The following is an 18,195-nucleotide window of genomic DNA, read 5'->3' as shown; positions in this document are numbered from 1 at the left end:
CTCCTATTAGGTCAAATCGGTCTGGACGCGGCCCGTTCCGGCGTTTTGACCGTACACATACCGATCTCAGTGCGGAACTTTGCATCGCTATAATTCCAAGATGCAGAATCAGCCGATGTATCCGCTCAAGGCGGTGGAGAACGCGCTGGTGGCGATCAAATTCCTGCAGGAGCGCGGTGAGGTCAGGGTGGCCGATGTCGCCGATCACCTGGCGGTGGCCAGGTCCACCGCACATCGGGTGCTGGCGATGCTCGTCTTCCATGACTTCGCGATCCAGGACGCGCGCAGGATCTACCGGCCGGGACCGGCGCTGCGGTCGATCCGGGAGACGGAGGTGAGCCGGCCCGATCTGGTCACGGCGGCCCATCCGCATCTGCGGGAGCTCGGCCGGCTGATCGCGGAGACCGTCCACCTGATGGTGCTGCAGGGCAACGGCGTCCGGTTCGTGGACGGTGTCGAGGGGCCGCAGGCGTTGCATGTGGGCAGCCGGATCGGGATGCTGCTGCCCGCGCACGCCACCTCCGGCGGCAAGGCGCTTCTGGCCGAGTTGCCGGAGGAGGAACTGCGCGCCCTGTATCCCCGTGGCGTGTCGACCGAGGCCTCGGCCATCGGCGATCTCGCCGCGCTCCGTCGTGAGCTGGACGGTGTCCGGCGTCGCGGATACGCCGTCAACAGCGAGGAGAGCGAGCGGGGCGTGCGCGCGGTGGGAGTCTGCGTGCGTGACGGCGCGGGCCGGGCGGTGGCCGCCGCGGCGATCGCCGTACCGAGTGTGCGCTGGCCGAAGCGCCGCCTGACCGAACTGGCCGTCCCGCTCGTCGCCTCCGCCACGCGGATCAGCGCGGCCCTGGCGGGTTGAGCCCACTCAGCCGAACACCCGCATGCCGCCGGTGACCGGCGGCATGCGGGTGCGAGGTCGACGAGGCCCGTGTCGGACGCGACGGGGCCTCTCTTCGGATCCTTGAGCGGGCTTCACCGTCCCCTACAGCGACGAAGCCCGCGGACCCACGGGGCGGTTCTCGCGGTGGAAGGAACCGCGCGCCCTGTCGTTGACTCCGGTCGTCAGCTGGCGCGCAGCGGCGCGAGCGCGTTGCTCCACGCCACGACCTGGTCCAGGGTGGTGTGCAGCAGCTGGGCGTGGAAGTCGGCGGGCTTGAAGACGCTGTAGTTCTCGAAGTCGGTGGCCAGCGACAGCATCACCTGGGCGCGCACGTCGGCCATCATCAGCTCGCCCGCGATGAGGCGCAGGTGCTCCACGGCGCGAGCGCCGCCGACCGAGCCGTAGCTGACGAATCCGACGGCCTTGTTGTTCCATTCGGCGAACAGGAAGTCGATGGCGTTCTTCAGCGCACCGGACGTGGAGTGGTTGTACTCGGGCGTCACCATCACGAAGCCGTCGAAGGACGCGATCTTGGCGGCCCATTCCTGGGTGTGCGGCTGGGTGTACTGGCCCATCGACGGCGGAATCGCCTCGTCGAGGTGCGGAAGCTTGTAGTCGAGGAGGTCGACAAGCTCGAACTCCGCGTCGGTGCGCTGTGAGGCGATCTCGTAGGCCCACTTGGCCACGGCCTCGCCGTTACGTCCGGGACGCGTGCTACCGAGAATGATGCCGATCTTGGTCATTGCTGGTCTATCTCCTCTTACAGGATTACCGGGTCAGGCTGAGGAACTTGCTTGCCGTAGCAATTAATCAGACTGACATTTGCTTTGTCAAACAAGTATCATGGTCCCATGCCTTCTCCGACACCAACACAGCAGCCCCTCACCAGGGACGAAGAAGCGGTCGTGAGGGCGCTGGGCCGGGTGATACTGGTCATACCTCGCGTGATGGACGCCGACCTGATGCGTGAGCAGCGTCTGCCGTTCAGCGAATACGGGACGCTGATGCACCTCTCGGAGGCCCCTCATCGTCGGATGCGGATGAGCGAGCTCGCGGCGGCAGGCGACCTGTCACTGAGCGGGATGACGCGTGTCGTCACCCGGTTGGAGGCCCAGGGCCTCGTCAAGCGGGTCAAGTGCGCGGAGGACGCCCGCGGACTGAACGCGGTGCTCACCGACGACGGCCTGGCCCGCCTTGAGCAGGCCTGGCCCACACACCTGGACAGCGTGCGGCGCCACATCATCGATCATCTCGACGGGCTGGACCTCGTCCAGCTCGCCCGCGCGCTGGAGCGCTTCGCGACCGCCGTCGAAGACCCGCGGGAGCCGAGCGCCTCGGGAGACGCCTCGGAGTAGCCGGGTCGGCGCCGGCGCGGCAGTGGGCATGAGCCGTGTCGTTCGGCGTCGTCCATGAACGGTCGTCGGCCGCTTCGGAACGCTTCAGGCCTGGACGGGCGCTCCGATCCGTGCGGGTTCGGCCCGCGTGCCGCGGAGTCCTCCCGTGCGAGAGATCGCGGTGAAGGAGCCTTCCAGATCGGTGAGCTTGATGAGCCTCAGGACAACGGGTGGCGCCTCCGCCAGCAGCAACGGCGTGCCCAGGTCGCGGGCATGGCGTCTGAGAACGATCAGCGCGCTCAGGCCGCTGGCGTCGATGAAGGTGACCCCGGCGAGGTCGATGATGACCGTATCGGCGTGGATGTTGAGAATGTGGTGGACGTAGTCGCACAGGTCCGATCTGGTGGCGAGATCAAGCTCACCTGCGACTGTGATCACTACGGAACCGTTCGCATACTCACTCGCGAGCTGTAGTGCTTTCATCGCCCACTTCCCCTGCAGGCATCACAGAGATCCGTGCCCGGCTGGGGCGCTCGAAGGCCTGATTTCAGCTCGCGGCGTTCCCTGCCACATCGCATCGACGCCGCGCGGTCCGAACGGCTTGAGGTCGCGATGCTCGCGCTACTTCCCGGTGGTGCAGTTTGTCGCTTTCCGTAATGCTGTGACTTCGAAGCGAAGTGTAAGTGCCAAGCCGGATATCTGCTAGTCATTCGTGGAAATGCGGCTGACACCGGATTCGATGTCTCCTTACCCGGCTGCCCCGGAGCGGTGAAGAAGCGTGGAGGAAATGCTCGTGACCTGCGGAAATGAAGCCGCATTGACGGCCGTGAAGCGGTCACGGCTCCCGTGGAGGTCGGCTCGCCGACCCCTGAGGCCCGCTTGAGCCCGCGAAGGCGGCCGGGGCCGCTTGTAGTCCTATGAGAGCCCGCGAAGACGGCCGGGTCCGTGGGAGTGGGGAAGGGTGGCCGGAAAGGCGGGGGCAGCTCAGGCGACGGCGTCGAGAGCCTCGCTCAGGCTGCCGCACGTCTCGAAGTGCCGGTCGAGATTGGTGATCGTCAGCAGATGGGTGATCATGCCGGGGCTCACCACCAGGATGAGATGCCCGCCCGCCTCCCTGACCCGGGTGAGCGTGCCCACCAGAATGCCCAGGCCCACCGAGTCGCAGAACGGCACCCCGGTCAGATCCACCACCAGGGACGGGTGGCCGGAATCTTCGAGGGCGCGGTCGATTCCCGCACGGAGCCGTGGAGCGACCGACATGTCCAGCTCACCCGTCGCCTGCACGACGGTGCTGGGACCATCACGCCACGTCTGAACATCGAATGTTGAGATCACGATCACCACCTCCGTGCGGGCTTACCTGCCCTGACGGAGGCCTGTTATGCGCCCGGCTCACTTTTTGCAGGTGCGCGGCAGAGAACGCCGCGATCTCGGCGGAGCGCTCCTGCCGATCTCTTCGGGGCGCGCCCAGGTCACCTGCGGTCTCCGCCGGCCCGTCAGGGCACGATCAGACGCCTTCGAGCATGACGCGGCATGGATCGCGGCAGACCGCGGGGCTCTGGGCGCGAGCTCTCGGCTGACTAGCCCCGGCCGCCGCCGCGGGCGAGTGGTTCGCGCTCTCCCATGTTCTCCACCTTGCTCGCCGGAGGCGCCTTGACGGTCACCCGGCTTCCCCACCCGGTGTAACGGGTCTCAACGCTGACCTGCCTGTCCTCCGCTACCGCCGCACTGATGTGGGTCCCCCCCGAATAAACGGTGACCAGTCGCTGAGGGAGCTGATCGGAGCCCAGGGTGAGTCTGAAGCGCAGCACCGCGGTCCTGTCGTTCTTGGACACCCCGGCGAGGCTGGCGCTCCGCATCCAGGGGGAGATCTTCTCCAGCGCGCCGAAGCTGATCGTGCCCGCGTAGGTGCGCCCCGTTCGCTTCCCCTTCGTGATCAGGGTCTTCAGGGTCGCCGGCTCGGCCACGTTCACCAGCTGGCCGTACCAGCCGCTGAAGCCGGCGTTCATGCCGTGCGGGTGCTTGATCCAGGTCTTGCCCTTCGGCGGCGCCCAGGGGCCGCCGGAGTAGTAGCTGGTGGTGCCGATCCTGATCGTCCGCTCCGGCCTGTCCAGGCTCCACGAGAGGCTGCTGGGTATCGCGGAGATCTCGCTGGTGGTGAGCTTCGCACTGACATCGGAGGCGACGATCCCGCTCCTGCCGAACTGGAAGGAACCGGTGCGCTTGAGGAAGGACGTGTTCCCGGTGAACTCGACCAGGGTGGCGACGTCGGTGAACTTCACCCCCTTGCCCGCGCCGAACCGGCTCTTCAACGCCTTGACCGGATCCGCGGTGGCCGCCTGGACAGGTGTGGCGGCCACGGACATGGTGACCATGGCCGCGGCGATGCCCGCGATCACTCGCTTCACGGTGACTTCCTCTCAGCCCGGTACGGGAAATGGAATCCTGCCGAACCTTGATCACAAACGCGTCTCAGAGCGCGTCGGCCCTGCGGAGCGGACACGCCGGTTCCGTCACGGACGGCCACGGGGCGGGGGAGGACTTCCGGCAGGACTTGACGGGCTCCCTTTCGCGCGGGGCCATCGTGCGATCGAGTGGCTGACCGACAGGCCCCGGTTACGACGTCACTTCCACGATCGCCTCACGTCAAAAGAGCCAGGGCGCATCGCACCGGGAGGCGATGACACATGACAAAAACCCGGCTCGACAGGTGAGCCGGGTCGTTCGCGCGGATCAGAGAGACCGTCCGATCATTTTTTGCAGATGTTCTGGGTGGCGGTCTTGGCCGTGGGGGAGGCCGTGGGAGAGGCGCTCGGCGCGGGGACGGCGGTCTCTTTCACGGTGACCTTCTTGGCCGTCGGATGCTTCTGGCCGACGACCACTTCGATCCGGTCGCCGAGGGTCTCCATCAGGCGCAGGTCAGCCCCGGGAAGTGCGGCGGCCACGGTCCGGGCCGAGTCCTCGCGGCCGGGGCCGTACCGGACGACCGTCTCCTTGAAATCCTTCACCGGGGTGTTGCCGGGGGTTTCGGGGACGAGGAATCCGACCCTCTGCAGGTCGGCTCTCGTCTGCGCGCCCAGGCCGGTGATCGTGGTGCCGTTGAGCACCCTGACGGCGATCCGCGCGGGCGGCACGGTCAGCGGGGTGGTCGAGGGGGAGGCCGCCGGAGTCGGAGTCGGGGTGGGCGTCGGCGCGGCGGGTTTGGTGAGCGTCTCGTCGGCGGCGATCCGGCGGAACAACTCCTTGGCCCCCGTCTTGTCCCAGAGCACGGCGGACTCGCCGGTCGGCGTCTTGTAGTCGACGTCGGCGAGCGGGACGGTGGCGAAGGCCACGTCGTCGGTGGAGACGTTCTTGAGCTGGTCGGCGAGGCCGAGCAGGTCCTTGCGGAGCATGTCGTCCACCTGGAGCGTGCCGAGGGTGGTGTTGACGAAGGAGGCGAGCTTGACCGGGTTGGCCAGTGTGCCGCCGCTCAGAGCCTGGTTCAGCAGGGCTGAGATGACCTGTTGCTGGCGATCGATGCGGTCCAGGTCGGAGCGCGCGGTGGCCCGGGTGCGGGCGTAGGCGAGGGCCCTGACGCCGTTGAGGGAGTAGGTGCCGGGCTGGAGCATGAGCGCGGTCTTGGGGTCGTTGATCGCTACCGGAGTGCAGACCGAGACGCCGCCGAGCGAGTCGACCACGCCGATGAAGCCGAGCACGTTGACCTCGACGTAGTGGTGGAGGGTCAGCCCGGTGGCGTCCTGCACGGCCTGCACGGTGAGCTTCGGGCCGCCGAACTGGTAGGCGGCGTTGAGCTTGTGCAGGCCCTGGCCGGGAATCGTCGTCCAGGTGTCGCGGGGGAGGCTGACCACGGTGACCTTGGTGTGGTCCTCCGACAGGTGGAGCACCATCATGGTGTCGGTCCGCTGGCCGACCTCGCGGCCCAGCTTGAGCTCGTTCTGCTGGCGGCGGGTGAGGTCGTCACGCTTGTCCACACCGACGACCAGGATGTTCATGGCACCGGTGGACTGCGATCCCGCCACGCCCGCGTCGACCGACTTGATCGTGGTCGTCACGTAGTTGGTCAGTGCCCATGACACTCCGGAACCGCCCAGAACCGCGCACGAGAGCGCACCGGCGAGGAACAGTCCGCGTCGCCGGGAACGCGCTCCCCTGACGGATCTGCGCTCACGCCTCGGGCTCACCCGGACGGTACCGTAGGCGTCGCCGCCCACCTGCACACCCGAGTCCTCCTCTTCCGGGTCGCGCATGCGTGGCCCCCTAGGCTCCAGCGGTCGATGAGGTACCCGTTCGTACAGTAGCGTGAGCGACGCCATGAAGCAGTTCCCCGACTCGCCCGCGCCGGCGTCGTCTCCCGAGACATCTCCCGAGGCACGTGTCTGGCCCCCCATTTCCATCGTCATCCCGGTGCTGAACGAGGAGCGCCATCTACGGGAGGCGGTGCGACAGGTCCTGTCGCAGCGATACTCAGGCCCGATCGAGGTCGTGCTCGCGATCGGACCCTCCCGGGATCGCACCCAGGAGGTCGCCGACGCGATCGCCGCCGAGGATCCCCGCGTGGTCGTGGTCCCCAACCCGACCGGACGCACTCCCAATGCCCTCAACGCCGCCATCGGTGCGTCCCGCAACGGGATCATCGCCAGGGTGGACGGCCACGCCATGCTTCCCGAGGACTATCTCCAGATCGCGGTGGAGACCCTCGCGGAGACCGGCGCCGACAACGTCGGCGGTGTCATGGCCGCCGAAGGCGTCACGCCGTTCGAGCAGGCCGTGGCCCGCGCCATGACCTCCAAGATCGGTGTCGGCGGCGCCCGGTTCCACACCGGGGGCACCGCGGGTCCGGCGGACACGGTCTATCTCGGCGTGTTCCGCCGCGAGGCGCTGGAGCGGGTCGGTGGCTACGACGAGCACTTCCAGCGGGCCCAGGACTGGGAGATGAACCACCGCATCCGCGAGACGGGAGGCCTGGTCTGGTTCCAGCCCCGGATGCGCGTCTCCTACCGGCCGAGACCCAGCGTCAAGGCCCTCGCCAAGCAGTATTTCCACTACGGCCGCTGGCGGAGGGTCGTCGCCCGCACCCACGAGGGCACGATCAACCTGCGCTATCTCGCGCCCCCCGCGGCGGTGCTGGCCATACTCGCCGGTCTGCTCGTCTCCCCGTTCTTCTGGCCCGGCCTGCTGATCCCCGGCGGCTATGTGGCGGCGATCCTGGCCGGCTCCGCGGTGACCGGCAGCGGCCTGCCCACCGCCGCGCTCCTGCGGCTGCCGCTGGTGTACGTCACCATGCACATGTCGTGGGGCTGGGGCTTCCTGACGAGCCCGAAGAAGCTCGGCAAGCCCGCCAAGGCGGCCGGCTGACCCGCGCTCAGGAGCCGGCGTGCCGGGTTCGAGCCGTGGACGGGGAAGCGGACGGCTGACCCGCGGTCAGGAGCCGGTGTGCGGGTTCGAGCCGCAGAGGCGGAGGCGGCCGCCTGATCGCGGTGGAGGCCGGTTCACCGGATTCAGCGACCCCGGGCCGAAGCGCGGTTGTAGGCGTCGTTCACGGCGTTGTTGAAGCGGGCCATGGCGTCCGGGTGGTCCGGGCCGAGTAAGTAGGTCTTCAGCTTGCGCCGGGTGCTCGCCAGGACGTCCTCGGCTCCGTGTTCCAGAGCCTGAAGTACGGCGGACAGCTCGGCCAGGTCCTCGCCCAGAAGGTAACCGGCCTCCGAGCTCGGATACCGCTCGCGGAAGAGCCGTTCCGGCATTCCCGACACGTTGGTCACCATGTACGGCTTGCCGCTGGCGATGAAGTCCGCCACCACGCTGGAGATGTCGGTGATCATCAGATCGGCCTGGTTGAAGCAGTCGTAAAGGGGCGGCTCCTGCCCGGTGACGACCTGGTGCCTGATCGGCTGCGACCAGGCGGCGCCGGCGGAGTGCCCGGACATGGACCGCGCCGTCCCGGCGGAGTTCCTGGCCATCGCCAGGGCGGTGCCCGCGGGGTGCCGGGCCATCGACCGGGACAGCTCCCGTTTCTCCAGCAGCGCGTGGATCTTCTGGTGTGCGCGGCGCGCGGCCAGGTTGCGATAGCCGGTCAGTGGGTGCGGCTTGTAGATCACCCGGAGTTCGGGGGAGTGGGCGAGCAGCATGCGGACGATCCCCGGCCCCATGGTGATGATCGAGGTGTGGAACAGGTCGTCGGTCCATCCCTCCCAGGTGGGCGCGTAGAGGACGGTGCGGTAGGGCAGGTCGGGTCCGTGGGCGCTGACGCCGCTGAGCTGCGGCCGTCCCACCTCGTACACGTTCTCGTCGCGCACACCCACCTGGGCGCGGATGTATCGGTCCCGGCCCGCCTGCCCCGCCACCCAGACCTCGTCGTAGACCTTGGTGAACGGGTTGAACGACGCCTCCTTGTCGCTGTCGCCGTGACCGACGAAGACGCCGTGCAATCCCCGGATGCGAAGCATGTGGATGTTCTTGCCGACATTCGCCGGATACAGGCACAGCCGCGCGGTGTCGAGCGCCGAGAAGCCCATCAGATCGGCCGCGGACGGGATGCAGACCACCGGCAGCGAGGTGTCCCCCAGCATCCGGAGCATGTCCCGCTCCCGCAGCACCACCAGTGCCCGCCGGTCGATCCTCTCCAGCGGGCGCAGCCACATGGTGGCCTGGTAGGCCGAGTCGTTCGGTCCGGAGAAGTAGAGGACCACCTCGGGCCGGTATTTCGAGAGGTGTTCGTCGACCGCCCGCAGCACGCCGGGCGTGTCCCTGAGCGGCCGGACCCTGCGCAGGTGGGGCAGGAGGGCGAGAGCGCCCATGAGCTCCAGGCTCAGCGCGATCGCCGCTCCGGCCGCGCCCTGGTAGCCGGTGCCGAGCGTCGCGCCCAGGGCGGCCCCGCCGACCGGCAGCACGTCGAGGTAGAGGAACCGCAGACCCTGGTAGTTGACGAGGATGTCCCTGGGCGGAGCCGGTATCTTCACCGCGTCGATGTTGCGGGTCAGCGCCGGCAGCCGGCTGAGGGTGCGGTTGTAGGAGATCGCCAGCCAGGTCTGCACGGCCCGCACGCCGTGCATGAGGAACAGCCCGACGGTCAGGGCCATGAACCAGGGTGAGTCGGTGCCCTCCGTCCGGGCGACGAGGAGGATCGCGGTCATCTCGCGGATCACGAACCGCAGCGTGACGCCCAGGTGCGCCTGGCTCAGCAGGTCGACGAGTTGCCGGGCTCCGCGCCTGGCGGCGATCTCCGCCGCGTAGGACATCACGCAGAACACCAGGAACAGCCAGGGCTGGGGCCACAGGGCGGCAGCGACGAGCAGCGGGTAGGAGCCGAGCACGGCGGCGCCGACCAACCGGGTGCGAAGGTCACGCGTCATCTTCCGACGGTATCCCGTGTGCCGGTGTTTGCCCTGGTAGGCGCGCTGTGTCGGGTTGAACCGAGGTAGATGTTGATCAGTTGAAGTGTTGGGTTACGTCGGGGTGGACGTTGGATCGGCTGAAGTGTCGGGATACGTCGGATGGCCGTCGGCGAATCGACGTGCCGGGTCGCGGCGAGCGTTGACCGGTCGAGGTGCCGGGTCGCGTTGAGCGTCGACCGGTCGAGGTGCCGGGTCGGGGCGGGCGTTGACCGGTCGGGGTGTCAGGCCAGGGTGAATGTCGAGCGGCCGGGATGTCAGGTCGCGTCGAGGCGAACGTCGATCACCTGTCCGGTCAGGTCGGAGATGAGCACGTCCAGTGAGGTCTGGGCGACGGCGCGCGGTGAGAGAAGGGTGTGCGCCGGTTCTTCCCCGAAGGCGCGGGATCGCATCGGGGTGCTGGTCCGTTCCGGATTGACGCAGTTGACCCGCACGCCGTACTCGGCCCACTCGTCGGCGAGGGCCTGGGTCAGGTTGACCACGGCGGCCTTCGTCGAGGAGTAGAGGCTGTAGTCGGCCCGGCCCCGCGTGTAGGAGGAGGAGGTGTAGAGCAGCAGGTGGCCCCGCGTCTCGCGGAGGTGGGGGATGGCGGCCCTGGCGATGTTGACGGGGCCGAGGTAGTTCACGCCCACGGTCTCGGCGATCGTGACGTCGTCGACCTTGCCGAGCTTGCCCATGTGCAGCACGCCCGCGGTGTTGACCACGTAGTCGATCCGCCCGGTCTCCTTGGCCGTGCCGTCGAGCGCGTCCTTCACCGCATGGGCGTCCTCGACGCGCACCCCGTTCAGCGACCGGGAGAAGGAGAACACCTGGGCGCCGTGGCGCTTGGCCAGGTCCACCACGTCGGCGCCGATGCCGTAGCTGCCGCCGAAGACCACCATGGTCCTGCCCTCCATGGCCCGGCGGAGGGCGAGGGGGGAGTGCGCGGGGGCGCTGCCCGCGGCGAGCTGGAAGAGCTTGTCGGCGATGAACACGTCCACCGGGTGGGTGACCTTCATGTTGTGCTCGCTGCCCGGCACGATGTAGATCGGCACATCGGGCAGGTAGCGCAGCACCACGCCGCAGTCGTCGGTGGGAGGCCGCTTGTCGAAGTCGGGGTCGGCGAAGGCCCGCTCGTAGGCTTCACGGATCACCGAGAGCCGGAAGCACTGCGGGGTCTGGCCCCGGCGCAGCCTGGACCGTTCGGGGATGTCCCTGACGATCTCCCCGCGCGGTCCGGGGGCGGCCACCACGACCGTGTCGGAGCTCGGGATCGCCACGTCGACGGCCGAGTAGACCTTCAGGGCCTCCACGCACTCGGTGATGATCCGGGGCTCCAGCAGCGGGCGTACGGCGTCGTGCAGAAGCACGTCGCACTCCTGCGCGCCCAGCGCCCTCAGCGCCCGCCAGGTGGTGTCGGGGCGGCTCGCCCCGCCTTCCAGGATCTTGCTGACCTTCCCGAAGCCGTTGCGGGCGACGATCCGCTCCACCTCCTCGGTGAAGCCGGGCGTCATCAGCACGATGATCTCGTCGATCTCCGGGGCGCCGTTGAACAGGGCGAGCGTGTGCTCGATGATCGCCTTCCCGGCGATCTTGATGAGCTGTTTGGGGGTGTTCAGGCCGACACGCTGGCCGACGCCGCCGGCCAGGACGACAGCGACGGTCCGACGACGTGGTTCAAGAGCGGCCAATGTCAGCTTCCTTTGAAGGTCTGGGTACGGCGAGCGTAATGGTTGGGTACCCGATCGCCGGGCGCGCTCCCGTGCTATCCAGTCAAGATCTCGCTACGCTGAGTGCGCACTCCCCGATTCGTACGGTGATCCCGTCGGATACGAAGGAGCCCAGTTTGCACGATTCCCACGTCCTCCCGTCGTCCGAGACCTCCCAAACGACGGCCGTCGTGTTCGCCACCACCGGGGCGGCCGGTCTGCGCTGCGCCGACGGCACACTGCTCGACAGGCTGACGGACCAGCTCGCCACACTCCCCGTCCAGGACGTGCACGTGATCACCCGGTCCGGCGACGTCACCCACGTGCCCGGCGGCACCCACATGATCGGGGCTGAGGGGCCGGCTGAGGGGTCACGGGGACTCGCCGACGACCTGCGCAGGATCGCCAAGGTGGCCACCGCGTCCACCGGCCCCGTGGCCCTGATCGCGGGCGACCTGGTGGCCCACACCGAGGCGCTGGCCACGCTCCTGGAACATCCCGCGCGTGACACCGGCGCGCTGGTGACCGCCGACGGCGAGGGCGCCGGGTCGCTGTGCCCGCCGGTCAGGATCGAGGGCGGCCGGGTGGTGGCCGCGAGCACCTCCTTCCATGACGTCGAGGAGCCCAACGGCACCTTCAGGGGCGCGCTCCATGTCGGCGTGGCCGATCTCGGGCATCTCGCCGAGACCGCGGTGATGCTGGCCGACCTGGCCGAGGCCGGCACGTTCGGCTCGATGGGCGACACCGAGGTCGGCGACCTGCTCCTGGTCGGGCTGGTCCGCTCGGGAGTCCCCGTGCGCGCGGCCGGGCTCGGGCGGCTGCACTGCGAGCGGATGGCCGAGCAGGCGGGCGCCGACTCGGCCGTGCGGCGGCTGGGCGAGGTGGACGAGATCGCCGCCCGGCTGGACGCCGCGGTCAAGGGCAACGACGGCTTCTTCACCACATACTTCGTGAGCTCCTGGTCCAAACACCTGGTCAGGCTGGCCGCCCAGTGGCGGCTGACGCCCAACGCCGTCACCGGGATCTCCGTGGGCCTGGCCGTGCTCGCCGCGGTCTGGTTCTCGGCGGGCACGCGCCCGACCCAGGTCGCCGGGGCGATCCTGCTCTACCTGTCGTTCGTGCTCGACTGCGTGGACGGGCAGCTCGCCCGCTACACCCGCGCGTTCTCCCCACTCGGCGCGTGGCTCGACGCCACCTTCGACCGGGTCAAGGAGTACGCCGCCTACGTGGGCCTCGCCCTCGGCTACGCGGCGGGGCTGGACGGCTACGGCGCCGGCGGCCCGGACGGCATCTGGATGCTGGCGGTGTCCGCGATGATCCTGCAGGCGCTCCGCCACATGATCGACTTCTCCTACGCGGGGGCCCGCGCCGACGCGAACCGGGTGGGGGCCGCCTGGGCCAGGACCTCCAGCTCGCTGTCCGCCGCGGCGGACACGGCCAGGCGGCTGCTGCCGATGCAACCGTCGCCGGGGCGGCGGCCCGCGGACGCCGGATACGTCGGAAAAACGACCGGGATGCGCAAGGCCGGGCTGAGCGTGGGCGGCATGGTCGTGGGGCTCTCGCGATGGCTGGAGCAGATCTCCTTCACCCGCTGGCTCAAGAAGATCATCGTGCTGCCCATCGGGGAGCGGATGGCCCTGATCGCGGTGACCGCCGCGTTCTTCAACGCGCGAGTGACCTTCATCGCGCTGCTGAGCTGGGGCGGGGTCGCCGCACTCTACACACTCGCCGGCAGGGTGGGCAGGTCGCTCAGCGAATGATCGGAAACGGTGGGTCCCACAGTCCGCGGACCGGCGGGTTCCGCGGTGATCGGAGACGGCGGGCTCCGTGGCGAGCGGGGTGGAAGGCGGAGCACGGTGAGCGTTTCGCGAAGCGAGCGAGGAGACACATGCGATCATGACTTCCGTGCATATGACGCCGGTGCCGCGCGGCACCGTGGTTGCCTACCGGGACGACGGGGTGCTGTCCCGGGCGATGGGCACGCTGGTGGCGGGGCAGCTCGCGCCGCTGCCGCCCGCGCTCGTCGGGATCTTCGTGACCGGGGTGCTGCTGCTGGTCGGTGTGGCCGGCACAGACGGCCTGGCGGTGTTCGCCCCCGCCGTGGCGCTGCTGCTCGCCGGTCCCGGCAGCTCCCACCCGCACGACGGCCGGCTCGACTGGCTGGTCCCGCCGATCCTGCGCCTCACCGAGTACGGTTTTGTGGCCTCGGTGGGCTTCGCGCACGACGTGCCGCCGGGATTGATCTTTCTGTTACTCGGCGCGATGGCCTTCCACCACTACGACATCGTCTACCGGGTGAGGCAGCGCGTTTACCCGCCGCCCTGGCTGTCCACATTCGGTTTCGGCTGGGACGGCCGGATGCTGCTGGTCGCGCTGGGAGGCCTCGTCGGGCAGGTCACATTGATGTTCGCCCTGCTCTCGCTCTATCTGTGGTGCCTCTTCGCCTGGGAGAGCGTCACCTGCTGGCTGGCCGCTCCGCGCTTCGGGGTGGACGCGGCGGATCTGGGAGCACACGATTGAGAACATCCGGCAAACCCTCGATTACACGATCAGGGCCTAAAGGCAACTAACCTTTGGGGCCAGGAGTGCCCGTTGGGGGCTCACTTGGATGAGGAGTGCACGTTGCTGGGAATGGTGCTGGCCGCCGGGGCCGGACGACGCCTGCGGCCGTACACCGACACGCTGCCCAAGGCACTCGTGCCGGTCGACGGCGACACCACGATCATGGACATCTCGCTGCGGAACCTCGCAGCGGCAGATCTTCGCGACGTCGTGGTCATCGTCGGCTACCAGGCGCAGGCCGTACACGAGCGTAAGGCCGAGTTGGAACGGCGACACGGTGTGAAGCTCACCCTTGTGCACAACGACAAGGCCGAGGAGTGGAACAACGCCTACTCCCTCTGGTGCGCGCGTGACTACTTCGACCAGGGCGTGCTCCTGGTCAACGGCGACACCGTGCACCCCGTCTCGGTGGAGGAGACGCTGCTCTCCGCCCCGGTGACGAGCGACATCCTGCTCGCGGTGGACGACGTCAAGAAGCTCGCCGACGAGGAGATGAAGGTAACCCTCGACGAGGATCGCCACCTCAAGCTGATCACCAAGCTGATGGACCCGGCCGACGCGGCCGGCGAGTACATCGGCGCCACGCTGATCCGCTCCGGTATCGGCGAGCGCCTCGCCGACGCCCTCCAGGCCACTTTCGAGCGCGACCCGCAGCTCTACTACGAGGACGGCTACCAGGAGCTGGTCGCCCGCGGCGAGAAGATCGCCGTTGCCCCGATCGGCGATGTCCCGTGGGTCGAGGTCGACAACCACGACGACCTCGCGAAGGCGCGGGAGATCGCGTGCCGATACTAGCCAGGATGCTGCCCGCCCCCCTGACGATGGAGGTGCGGCGGGGCGCGATCGCCCAGCTCGGATCACTGCTCGCCGACAGCCGGGTGGCGACCTCCGGGCGCGTGGCGGTGGCCGTGGGCGCGGGCCAGGGAGACCGGATCGCCTCGGTGATCGCTCCCTCGCTCGGCGAGGCCAAGGTCTTCCGGGTGCCCGACGGTTCGGTGGACGCGGCGGTCTCGCTCGGTGCCGACCTGCGTAAGGGCGCCTACGAGGCGGTCGTCGGCATCGGCGGCGGCAAGACCATCGACGCGACCAAATACGCCGCGTCGCTCGCCGGGATCCCGATGGTGGCGGTGGCCACCAACCTGTCGCACGACGGGATCTGCTCGCCGGTGGCGTCGCTGACGCACGAGGGGGGCAAGGGTTCCTTCGGCGTTCCCATGCCGCTGGCCATCGTGGTGGATCTTGATTTCGTCCACGACGCGCCCGCGTCCCTGGTCCGTTCCGGGGTCGGCGACGTGGTGAGCAACCTGTCGGCGATCGAGGACTGGCAGCTCGGCAACACCGAGCGCGGAGAGCCGATCGACGGCCTGGCCTGCGCGATGGCCCGCACCGCGGCGGAGGCGGTGATCGGCAGAGTCGACTCGATCGAGGCCGACTCGTTTCTGACCGTACTGGCCGAGGCGCTCATCCTTTCGGGGATGTCGATGGTGGTCGCCGGGTCTTCCCGTCCTTCGAGTGGCGGAGACCATGAGATCCTGCATGCCGTGGATCAGCTTTTTCCCGGCACCTCCAATCACGGCGAGCTCGCCGGGATCGGAGCGGCCTTCTGTTTTTTCCTCCGCGAGGACTCGCGGAGGCTCGCCCAGGTCGTTGACTGCTTACGCGGGCACGAGCTACCGGTCACCCCCCATGACGTGGGGCTGACCACTGACCAGTTCACCGAGGCGGTTATGCTCGCGCCCTCCACCCGTCCCGGCAGGTACACCATCCTTGAGCACCTGCGCCTGTCTGAGCCGGAGATTCGCGATCGGGTAGGGGATTATGTCCGGGCCATCGGTCGCTGAGCTCCGTGCGGTGGCCCAGCCGCACTCCACCATGGATCGCAACAGCGGCGAGCACTGGGCCGGCGCGCTCTACATGCGTAAGTTGTCGATCTACGTCACCTGGTTTCTCGCCAAGACGCCGATCACGCCCAACCAGACCACCTGGCTGATGATCCTGTGCGGGCTGCTGGCCGGCGTGGTCCTCGCGCTACCCGGTCTCTGGGCCGCGGTCGGCGCGGCGGTGCTGATCCAGATCTACCTGCTGCTCGACTGCTCCGACGGCGAGCTGGCGCGCTGGACCGGTCGGACCTCCATCACGGGCATCTACCTCGACCGGGTCGGCCACTACTTCGCCGAGGCCGCCCTGCTCATCGGGCTGGGCTTCCGGGCGTCGGAGATCCTGCCCGACTGGTACACCGTGATCGGCCTCGCCGCCGCGCTCGGCGCCATCCTGATCAAGGCGGAGACCGACCTGGTCGACGTCGCCCGCGCCCGGTCGGGGCTGGTCGCCGCCACCGAGGCCTCGGCCGAGCACTTCCAGTCGCGCGGCCTGGGCCTGGCCCGCAAGGCCGCCGCGGCCCTGAAGTTCCACCGGGTCATCCAGGCGGTGGAGCTGTCCGTCATCGTGGTGATCGCCGCGCTCTGGGACGCCTTCAACGGGGGCGTGGCCGCGACGCGGGTGCTCGTGGTGGCCTGTTTGGTGATCGCCGTGCTGCAGATGATCCTGCACCTGATCAGCATCCTGATGTCCAGGCGGCTTTCATGAGGAACCGGATCGTGTGCCGGAACGTCGTAGGTGCTAACACCTTGCTGTTTGGTGGGTGTTTGTTGGCGATTCCGATACGCTTGTCCTCCGGTAAATCAGTAACTGCTAGCTCGAACAGAGCCGGCCGCCCCAGCAGACTCGGTGATCATGAAAGTATGCTCCGCACGTGCTCTCGACGCGTCAGGGCGATGACCCGTTGAAGATCTCGTGCGTCATCCTCACCATGGGCAACCGGGTCCCCGAGCTGGATCGGGCCGTCGAATCCGCGCTGAACCAGGTCGACGGCGACGTCGAGGTGGTCATCGTCGGCAACGGCGCGGACGTCCCGGAGCTGTCGGTCAGCGTGCCCTCGGGCTCGTCGGCCTCGATCAAGACCGTGCGGCTGGACCACAACGCGGGCATCCCCGCGGGCCGTAACCGCGGCGTCGAGGAGTGCTCGGGCGACGTGGTGCTCTTCCTCGACGACGACGGTTGGTACGGCGAGACGAACCTGGTCTCCCACCTGCGTGAGCGCTTCTCCACCGAGCACGATCTCGCGGTCGTCTCGTTCCGGGTGAGGGACCCCGACGGCGGCATCGGCCAGCGCCGTCACGTCCCTCGCCTGCGCGCGGGCGACCCCGAGCGGTCCTCCCCGGTCACCACCTTCCTGGGCGGTGCCTGCGCCATCCGCCGTTCGGCCTTCCTCCAGGTCGGCGGGCTCCCCGAGCGTTTCTTCTACGCCCACGAGGAGACCGACCTGGCCTGGAGGCTGCTCGGCGAGGGTTACCGCATCGAATACGACGCCCAGACGGTCATGTACCACCCGCAGGTTCCCCCGACCCGCCACACCGACTTCTACCGCCTCAACGCGCGTAACCGCGTCTGGCTGGCCCGCCGCAACCTCCCCTGGTCCCTGGCCGGGCTCTACCTCCTCAACTGGGTCGCCCTCACCCTGCTCCGCGAGCGCTCGGGTCCCGCCCTGCGCGCCTGGTTCAAGGGTTTCACCGAAGGCCTGCGCGAGCCCGCGGGAGAGCGTCGTCCGATGGGCTGGAACACCGCCTGGCGCATGCTCCGCCTCGGCCGCCCGCCGATCGTCTGATCCCATACGGACCGTACGGTCCGGAAGCGATTCTGTACGGTCCGACCGGTCCGGAAACGGTCCCGCCGGGCGGGGGACGGGAACCCGAGTGGCCGGTTGGTTTCTGCCTCGGAGTTGTCGCTAGAGTTCGGTTTTCTGGCCCTTTGGGAGCGATGGCACCCGGGGCCGGAGTCCGAACGGCTGTTCATCGGCGTCGCCCGGCGCCCCGAAAGGTTCCGACGTGGACGTCTACACCCTCGGCGAGGCTTTCGGCGTCGTCACCAGCGGCCGGGTCCGTCACGAGCACGAGGCCAGGCTGGACGTGGCCGGGGCCGAGTTCACCGTCGCGGTCGGGCTGGCCCGGCTGGGGCACGAGGTGGGCTGGCTGGGCAAGGTCGGCGGTGACGACCTCGGCGCGCGGATCCTCACGGTGCTACGCGGCGAGGGCGTGGACATCTCGGACGCGCGGGTGGACGAGGGGTCGCCCACCGGAATTCTCCTGAAGGAGTCGAGGCTGGGCCAGACGGCCAGGGTCACCTACTACCGCACCGGGGCCCGGCTCGCGCAGGGGAACGTTCCCGTGGACCGGATCGCGGCCTCCCGCATCCTGCACGTCAGCGGGATCACCGCCGCTCTGAACGCGCGCGACGCCATGCACGCCGCGGTCCGGGCCGCGCGGACCGCCAGGGTCCTCGTCTCGGTG

Annotated in this window: 17 protein-coding genes; 10 read left to right on the top strand and 7 right to left on the bottom strand. The window is 68.8% G+C overall.

The features are described 5' to 3' along the window. Nucleotides 1-100: 100 nt before the first annotated feature. Nucleotides 101-856, top strand: coding sequence for an IclR family transcriptional regulator (locus tag CHC08_RS24945; protein WP_218825454.1), 756 nt, complete (start codon nucleotides 101-103; stop codon nucleotides 854-856). Nucleotides 857-1,059: 203 nt separating this feature from the next. On the opposite strand, the gene CHC08_RS24940 is transcribed toward CHC08_RS24945, so the two are convergent. Next, nucleotides 1,060-1,620: an NADPH-dependent FMN reductase gene (locus CHC08_RS24940; RefSeq protein ID WP_089209797.1), complete on the bottom strand. Its 561-nt coding sequence runs from the start codon at nucleotides 1,618-1,620 to the stop codon at nucleotides 1,060-1,062. 108 nt (nucleotides 1,621-1,728) lie between these two features. Here CHC08_RS24940 and CHC08_RS24935 point away from each other — a divergent pair, with 108 nt between their 5' ends. Next, nucleotides 1,729-2,232 carry a MarR family winged helix-turn-helix transcriptional regulator gene (locus CHC08_RS24935; RefSeq protein ID WP_089209796.1) on the top strand — a complete coding sequence of 168 codons (504 nt, stop codon included), beginning with the start codon at nucleotides 1,729-1,731 and terminating at the stop codon, nucleotides 2,230-2,232. 84 nt (nucleotides 2,233-2,316) lie between these two features. On the opposite strand, the gene CHC08_RS24930 is transcribed toward CHC08_RS24935, so the two are convergent. The 4 genes from CHC08_RS24930 to CHC08_RS24915 form a co-directional block, all read right to left on the bottom strand. Continuing rightward, nucleotides 2,317-2,694: an STAS domain-containing protein gene (locus CHC08_RS24930; RefSeq protein WP_089209795.1), complete on the bottom strand. Its 378-nt coding sequence runs from the start codon at nucleotides 2,692-2,694 to the stop codon at nucleotides 2,317-2,319. Between the two features lie 501 nt (nucleotides 2,695-3,195). Continuing rightward, nucleotides 3,196-3,546, bottom strand: coding sequence for an STAS domain-containing protein (locus CHC08_RS24925; protein WP_089209869.1), 351 nt, complete (start codon nucleotides 3,544-3,546; stop codon nucleotides 3,196-3,198). A 245-nt stretch (nucleotides 3,547-3,791) separates the two neighbouring features. Continuing rightward, complete coding sequence (locus CHC08_RS24920) at nucleotides 3,792-4,619, bottom strand: hypothetical protein (protein WP_143653337.1); 828 nt, start codon at nucleotides 4,617-4,619, stop codon at nucleotides 3,792-3,794. Between the two features lie 342 nt (nucleotides 4,620-4,961). Next, nucleotides 4,962-6,458: an LCP family protein gene (locus CHC08_RS24915; protein WP_089209793.1), complete on the bottom strand. Its 1,497-nt coding sequence runs from the start codon at nucleotides 6,456-6,458 to the stop codon at nucleotides 4,962-4,964. 64 nt (nucleotides 6,459-6,522) lie between these two features. Between CHC08_RS24915 and CHC08_RS24910 the strand changes: the two genes are divergently transcribed. Further along, nucleotides 6,523-7,566, top strand: a complete 1,044-nt coding sequence (locus tag CHC08_RS24910; protein ID WP_275937206.1) for a glycosyltransferase family 2 protein — start codon at nucleotides 6,523-6,525, stop codon at nucleotides 7,564-7,566. Nucleotides 7,567-7,709: 143 nt separating this feature from the next. Here the strand turns inward: CHC08_RS24910 and CHC08_RS24905 are convergent, their stop codons facing one another. Further along, entirely contained in the window at nucleotides 7,710-9,560 is a 1,851-nt protein-coding gene (locus CHC08_RS24905; RefSeq protein WP_089209792.1) for a hypothetical protein, read from the bottom strand. 296 nt (nucleotides 9,561-9,856) lie between these two features. Next, nucleotides 9,857-11,269, bottom strand: coding sequence for a bifunctional cytidylyltransferase/SDR family oxidoreductase (locus CHC08_RS24900; RefSeq protein ID WP_089209791.1), 1,413 nt, complete (start codon nucleotides 11,267-11,269; stop codon nucleotides 9,857-9,859). Between the two features lie 155 nt (nucleotides 11,270-11,424). On the opposite strand from CHC08_RS24900, the gene CHC08_RS24895 reads away from it, so the two are divergent. The 7 genes from CHC08_RS24895 to CHC08_RS24865 all read left to right on the top strand — a co-directional run. After that, nucleotides 11,425-13,047 carry a CDP-alcohol phosphatidyltransferase family protein gene (locus CHC08_RS24895; RefSeq protein ID WP_089209790.1) on the top strand — a complete coding sequence of 541 codons (1,623 nt, stop codon included), beginning with the start codon at nucleotides 11,425-11,427 and terminating at the stop codon, nucleotides 13,045-13,047. A 136-nt stretch (nucleotides 13,048-13,183) separates the two neighbouring features. Then, nucleotides 13,184-13,807 (top strand): DUF5941 domain-containing protein, encoded by a 624-nt coding sequence (locus tag CHC08_RS24890; protein WP_089209789.1) that lies wholly within the window; start codon nucleotides 13,184-13,186, stop codon nucleotides 13,805-13,807. Between the two features lie 102 nt (nucleotides 13,808-13,909). Then, nucleotides 13,910-14,644: a phosphocholine cytidylyltransferase family protein gene (locus CHC08_RS24885; RefSeq protein ID WP_089209788.1), complete on the top strand. Its 735-nt coding sequence runs from the start codon at nucleotides 13,910-13,912 to the stop codon at nucleotides 14,642-14,644. Between the two features lie 5 nt (nucleotides 14,645-14,649). Next, nucleotides 14,650-15,690, top strand: coding sequence for an iron-containing alcohol dehydrogenase family protein (locus tag CHC08_RS24880; protein WP_089209787.1), 1,041 nt, complete (start codon nucleotides 14,650-14,652; stop codon nucleotides 15,688-15,690). Next, on the top strand, nucleotides 15,668-16,435 hold the full coding sequence (locus tag CHC08_RS24875) for a CDP-alcohol phosphatidyltransferase family protein (protein ID WP_089209786.1): 768 nt from the start codon (nucleotides 15,668-15,670) through the stop codon (nucleotides 16,433-16,435). The genes CHC08_RS24880 and CHC08_RS24875 overlap by 23 nt, the downstream gene beginning before the upstream one ends. Before the next feature lie 196 nt (nucleotides 16,436-16,631). After that, complete coding sequence (locus tag CHC08_RS24870; protein WP_089209867.1) at nucleotides 16,632-17,513, top strand: glycosyltransferase family 2 protein; 882 nt, start codon at nucleotides 16,632-16,634, stop codon at nucleotides 17,511-17,513. A 220-nt stretch (nucleotides 17,514-17,733) separates the two neighbouring features. Continuing rightward, a partial coding sequence (locus CHC08_RS24865) for a PfkB family carbohydrate kinase (protein ID WP_245878549.1) occupies nucleotides 17,734-18,195 on the top strand: 462 nt, incomplete at its 3' end.

The organism is Streptosporangium subroseum (genome assembly GCF_900188345.1).
GTDB lineage: Bacteria > Actinomycetota > Actinomycetes > Streptosporangiales > Streptosporangiaceae > Streptosporangium > Streptosporangium subroseum.
This window is presented reverse-complemented; position numbering and strand designations above follow the sequence as displayed.

Excerpts from the sequence above, each read along its gene's own strand:
- CHC08_RS24890 (WP_089209789.1), top strand. The coding sequence starts at position 13,184 with ATGACTTCCGTGCATATGACGCCGGTGCCGCGCGGCACCGTGGTTGCC.
- CHC08_RS24935 (WP_089209796.1), top strand. The coding sequence starts at position 1,729 with ATGCCTTCTCCGACACCAACACAGCAGCCCCTCACCAGGGACGAAGAA.
- CHC08_RS24940 (WP_089209797.1), bottom strand. The coding sequence starts at position 1,620 with ATGACCAAGATCGGCATCATTCTCGGTAGCACGCGTCCCGGACGTAAC.
- CHC08_RS24915 (WP_089209793.1), bottom strand. The coding sequence starts at position 6,458 with ATGCGCGACCCGGAAGAGGAGGACTCGGGTGTGCAGGTGGGCGGCGAC.
- CHC08_RS24875 (WP_089209786.1), top strand. The coding sequence starts at position 15,668 with ATGTCCGGGCCATCGGTCGCTGAGCTCCGTGCGGTGGCCCAGCCGCAC.
- CHC08_RS24930 (WP_089209795.1), bottom strand. The coding sequence starts at position 2,694 with ATGAAAGCACTACAGCTCGCGAGTGAGTATGCGAACGGTTCCGTAGTG.
- CHC08_RS24905 (WP_089209792.1), bottom strand. The coding sequence starts at position 9,560 with ATGACGCGTGACCTTCGCACCCGGTTGGTCGGCGCCGCCGTGCTCGGC.
- CHC08_RS24880 (WP_089209787.1), top strand. The coding sequence starts at position 14,650 with ATGCTGCCCGCCCCCCTGACGATGGAGGTGCGGCGGGGCGCGATCGCC.
- CHC08_RS24945 (WP_218825454.1), top strand. The coding sequence starts at position 101 with ATGCAGAATCAGCCGATGTATCCGCTCAAGGCGGTGGAGAACGCGCTG.
- CHC08_RS24910 (WP_275937206.1), top strand. The coding sequence starts at position 6,523 with ATGAAGCAGTTCCCCGACTCGCCCGCGCCGGCGTCGTCTCCCGAGACA.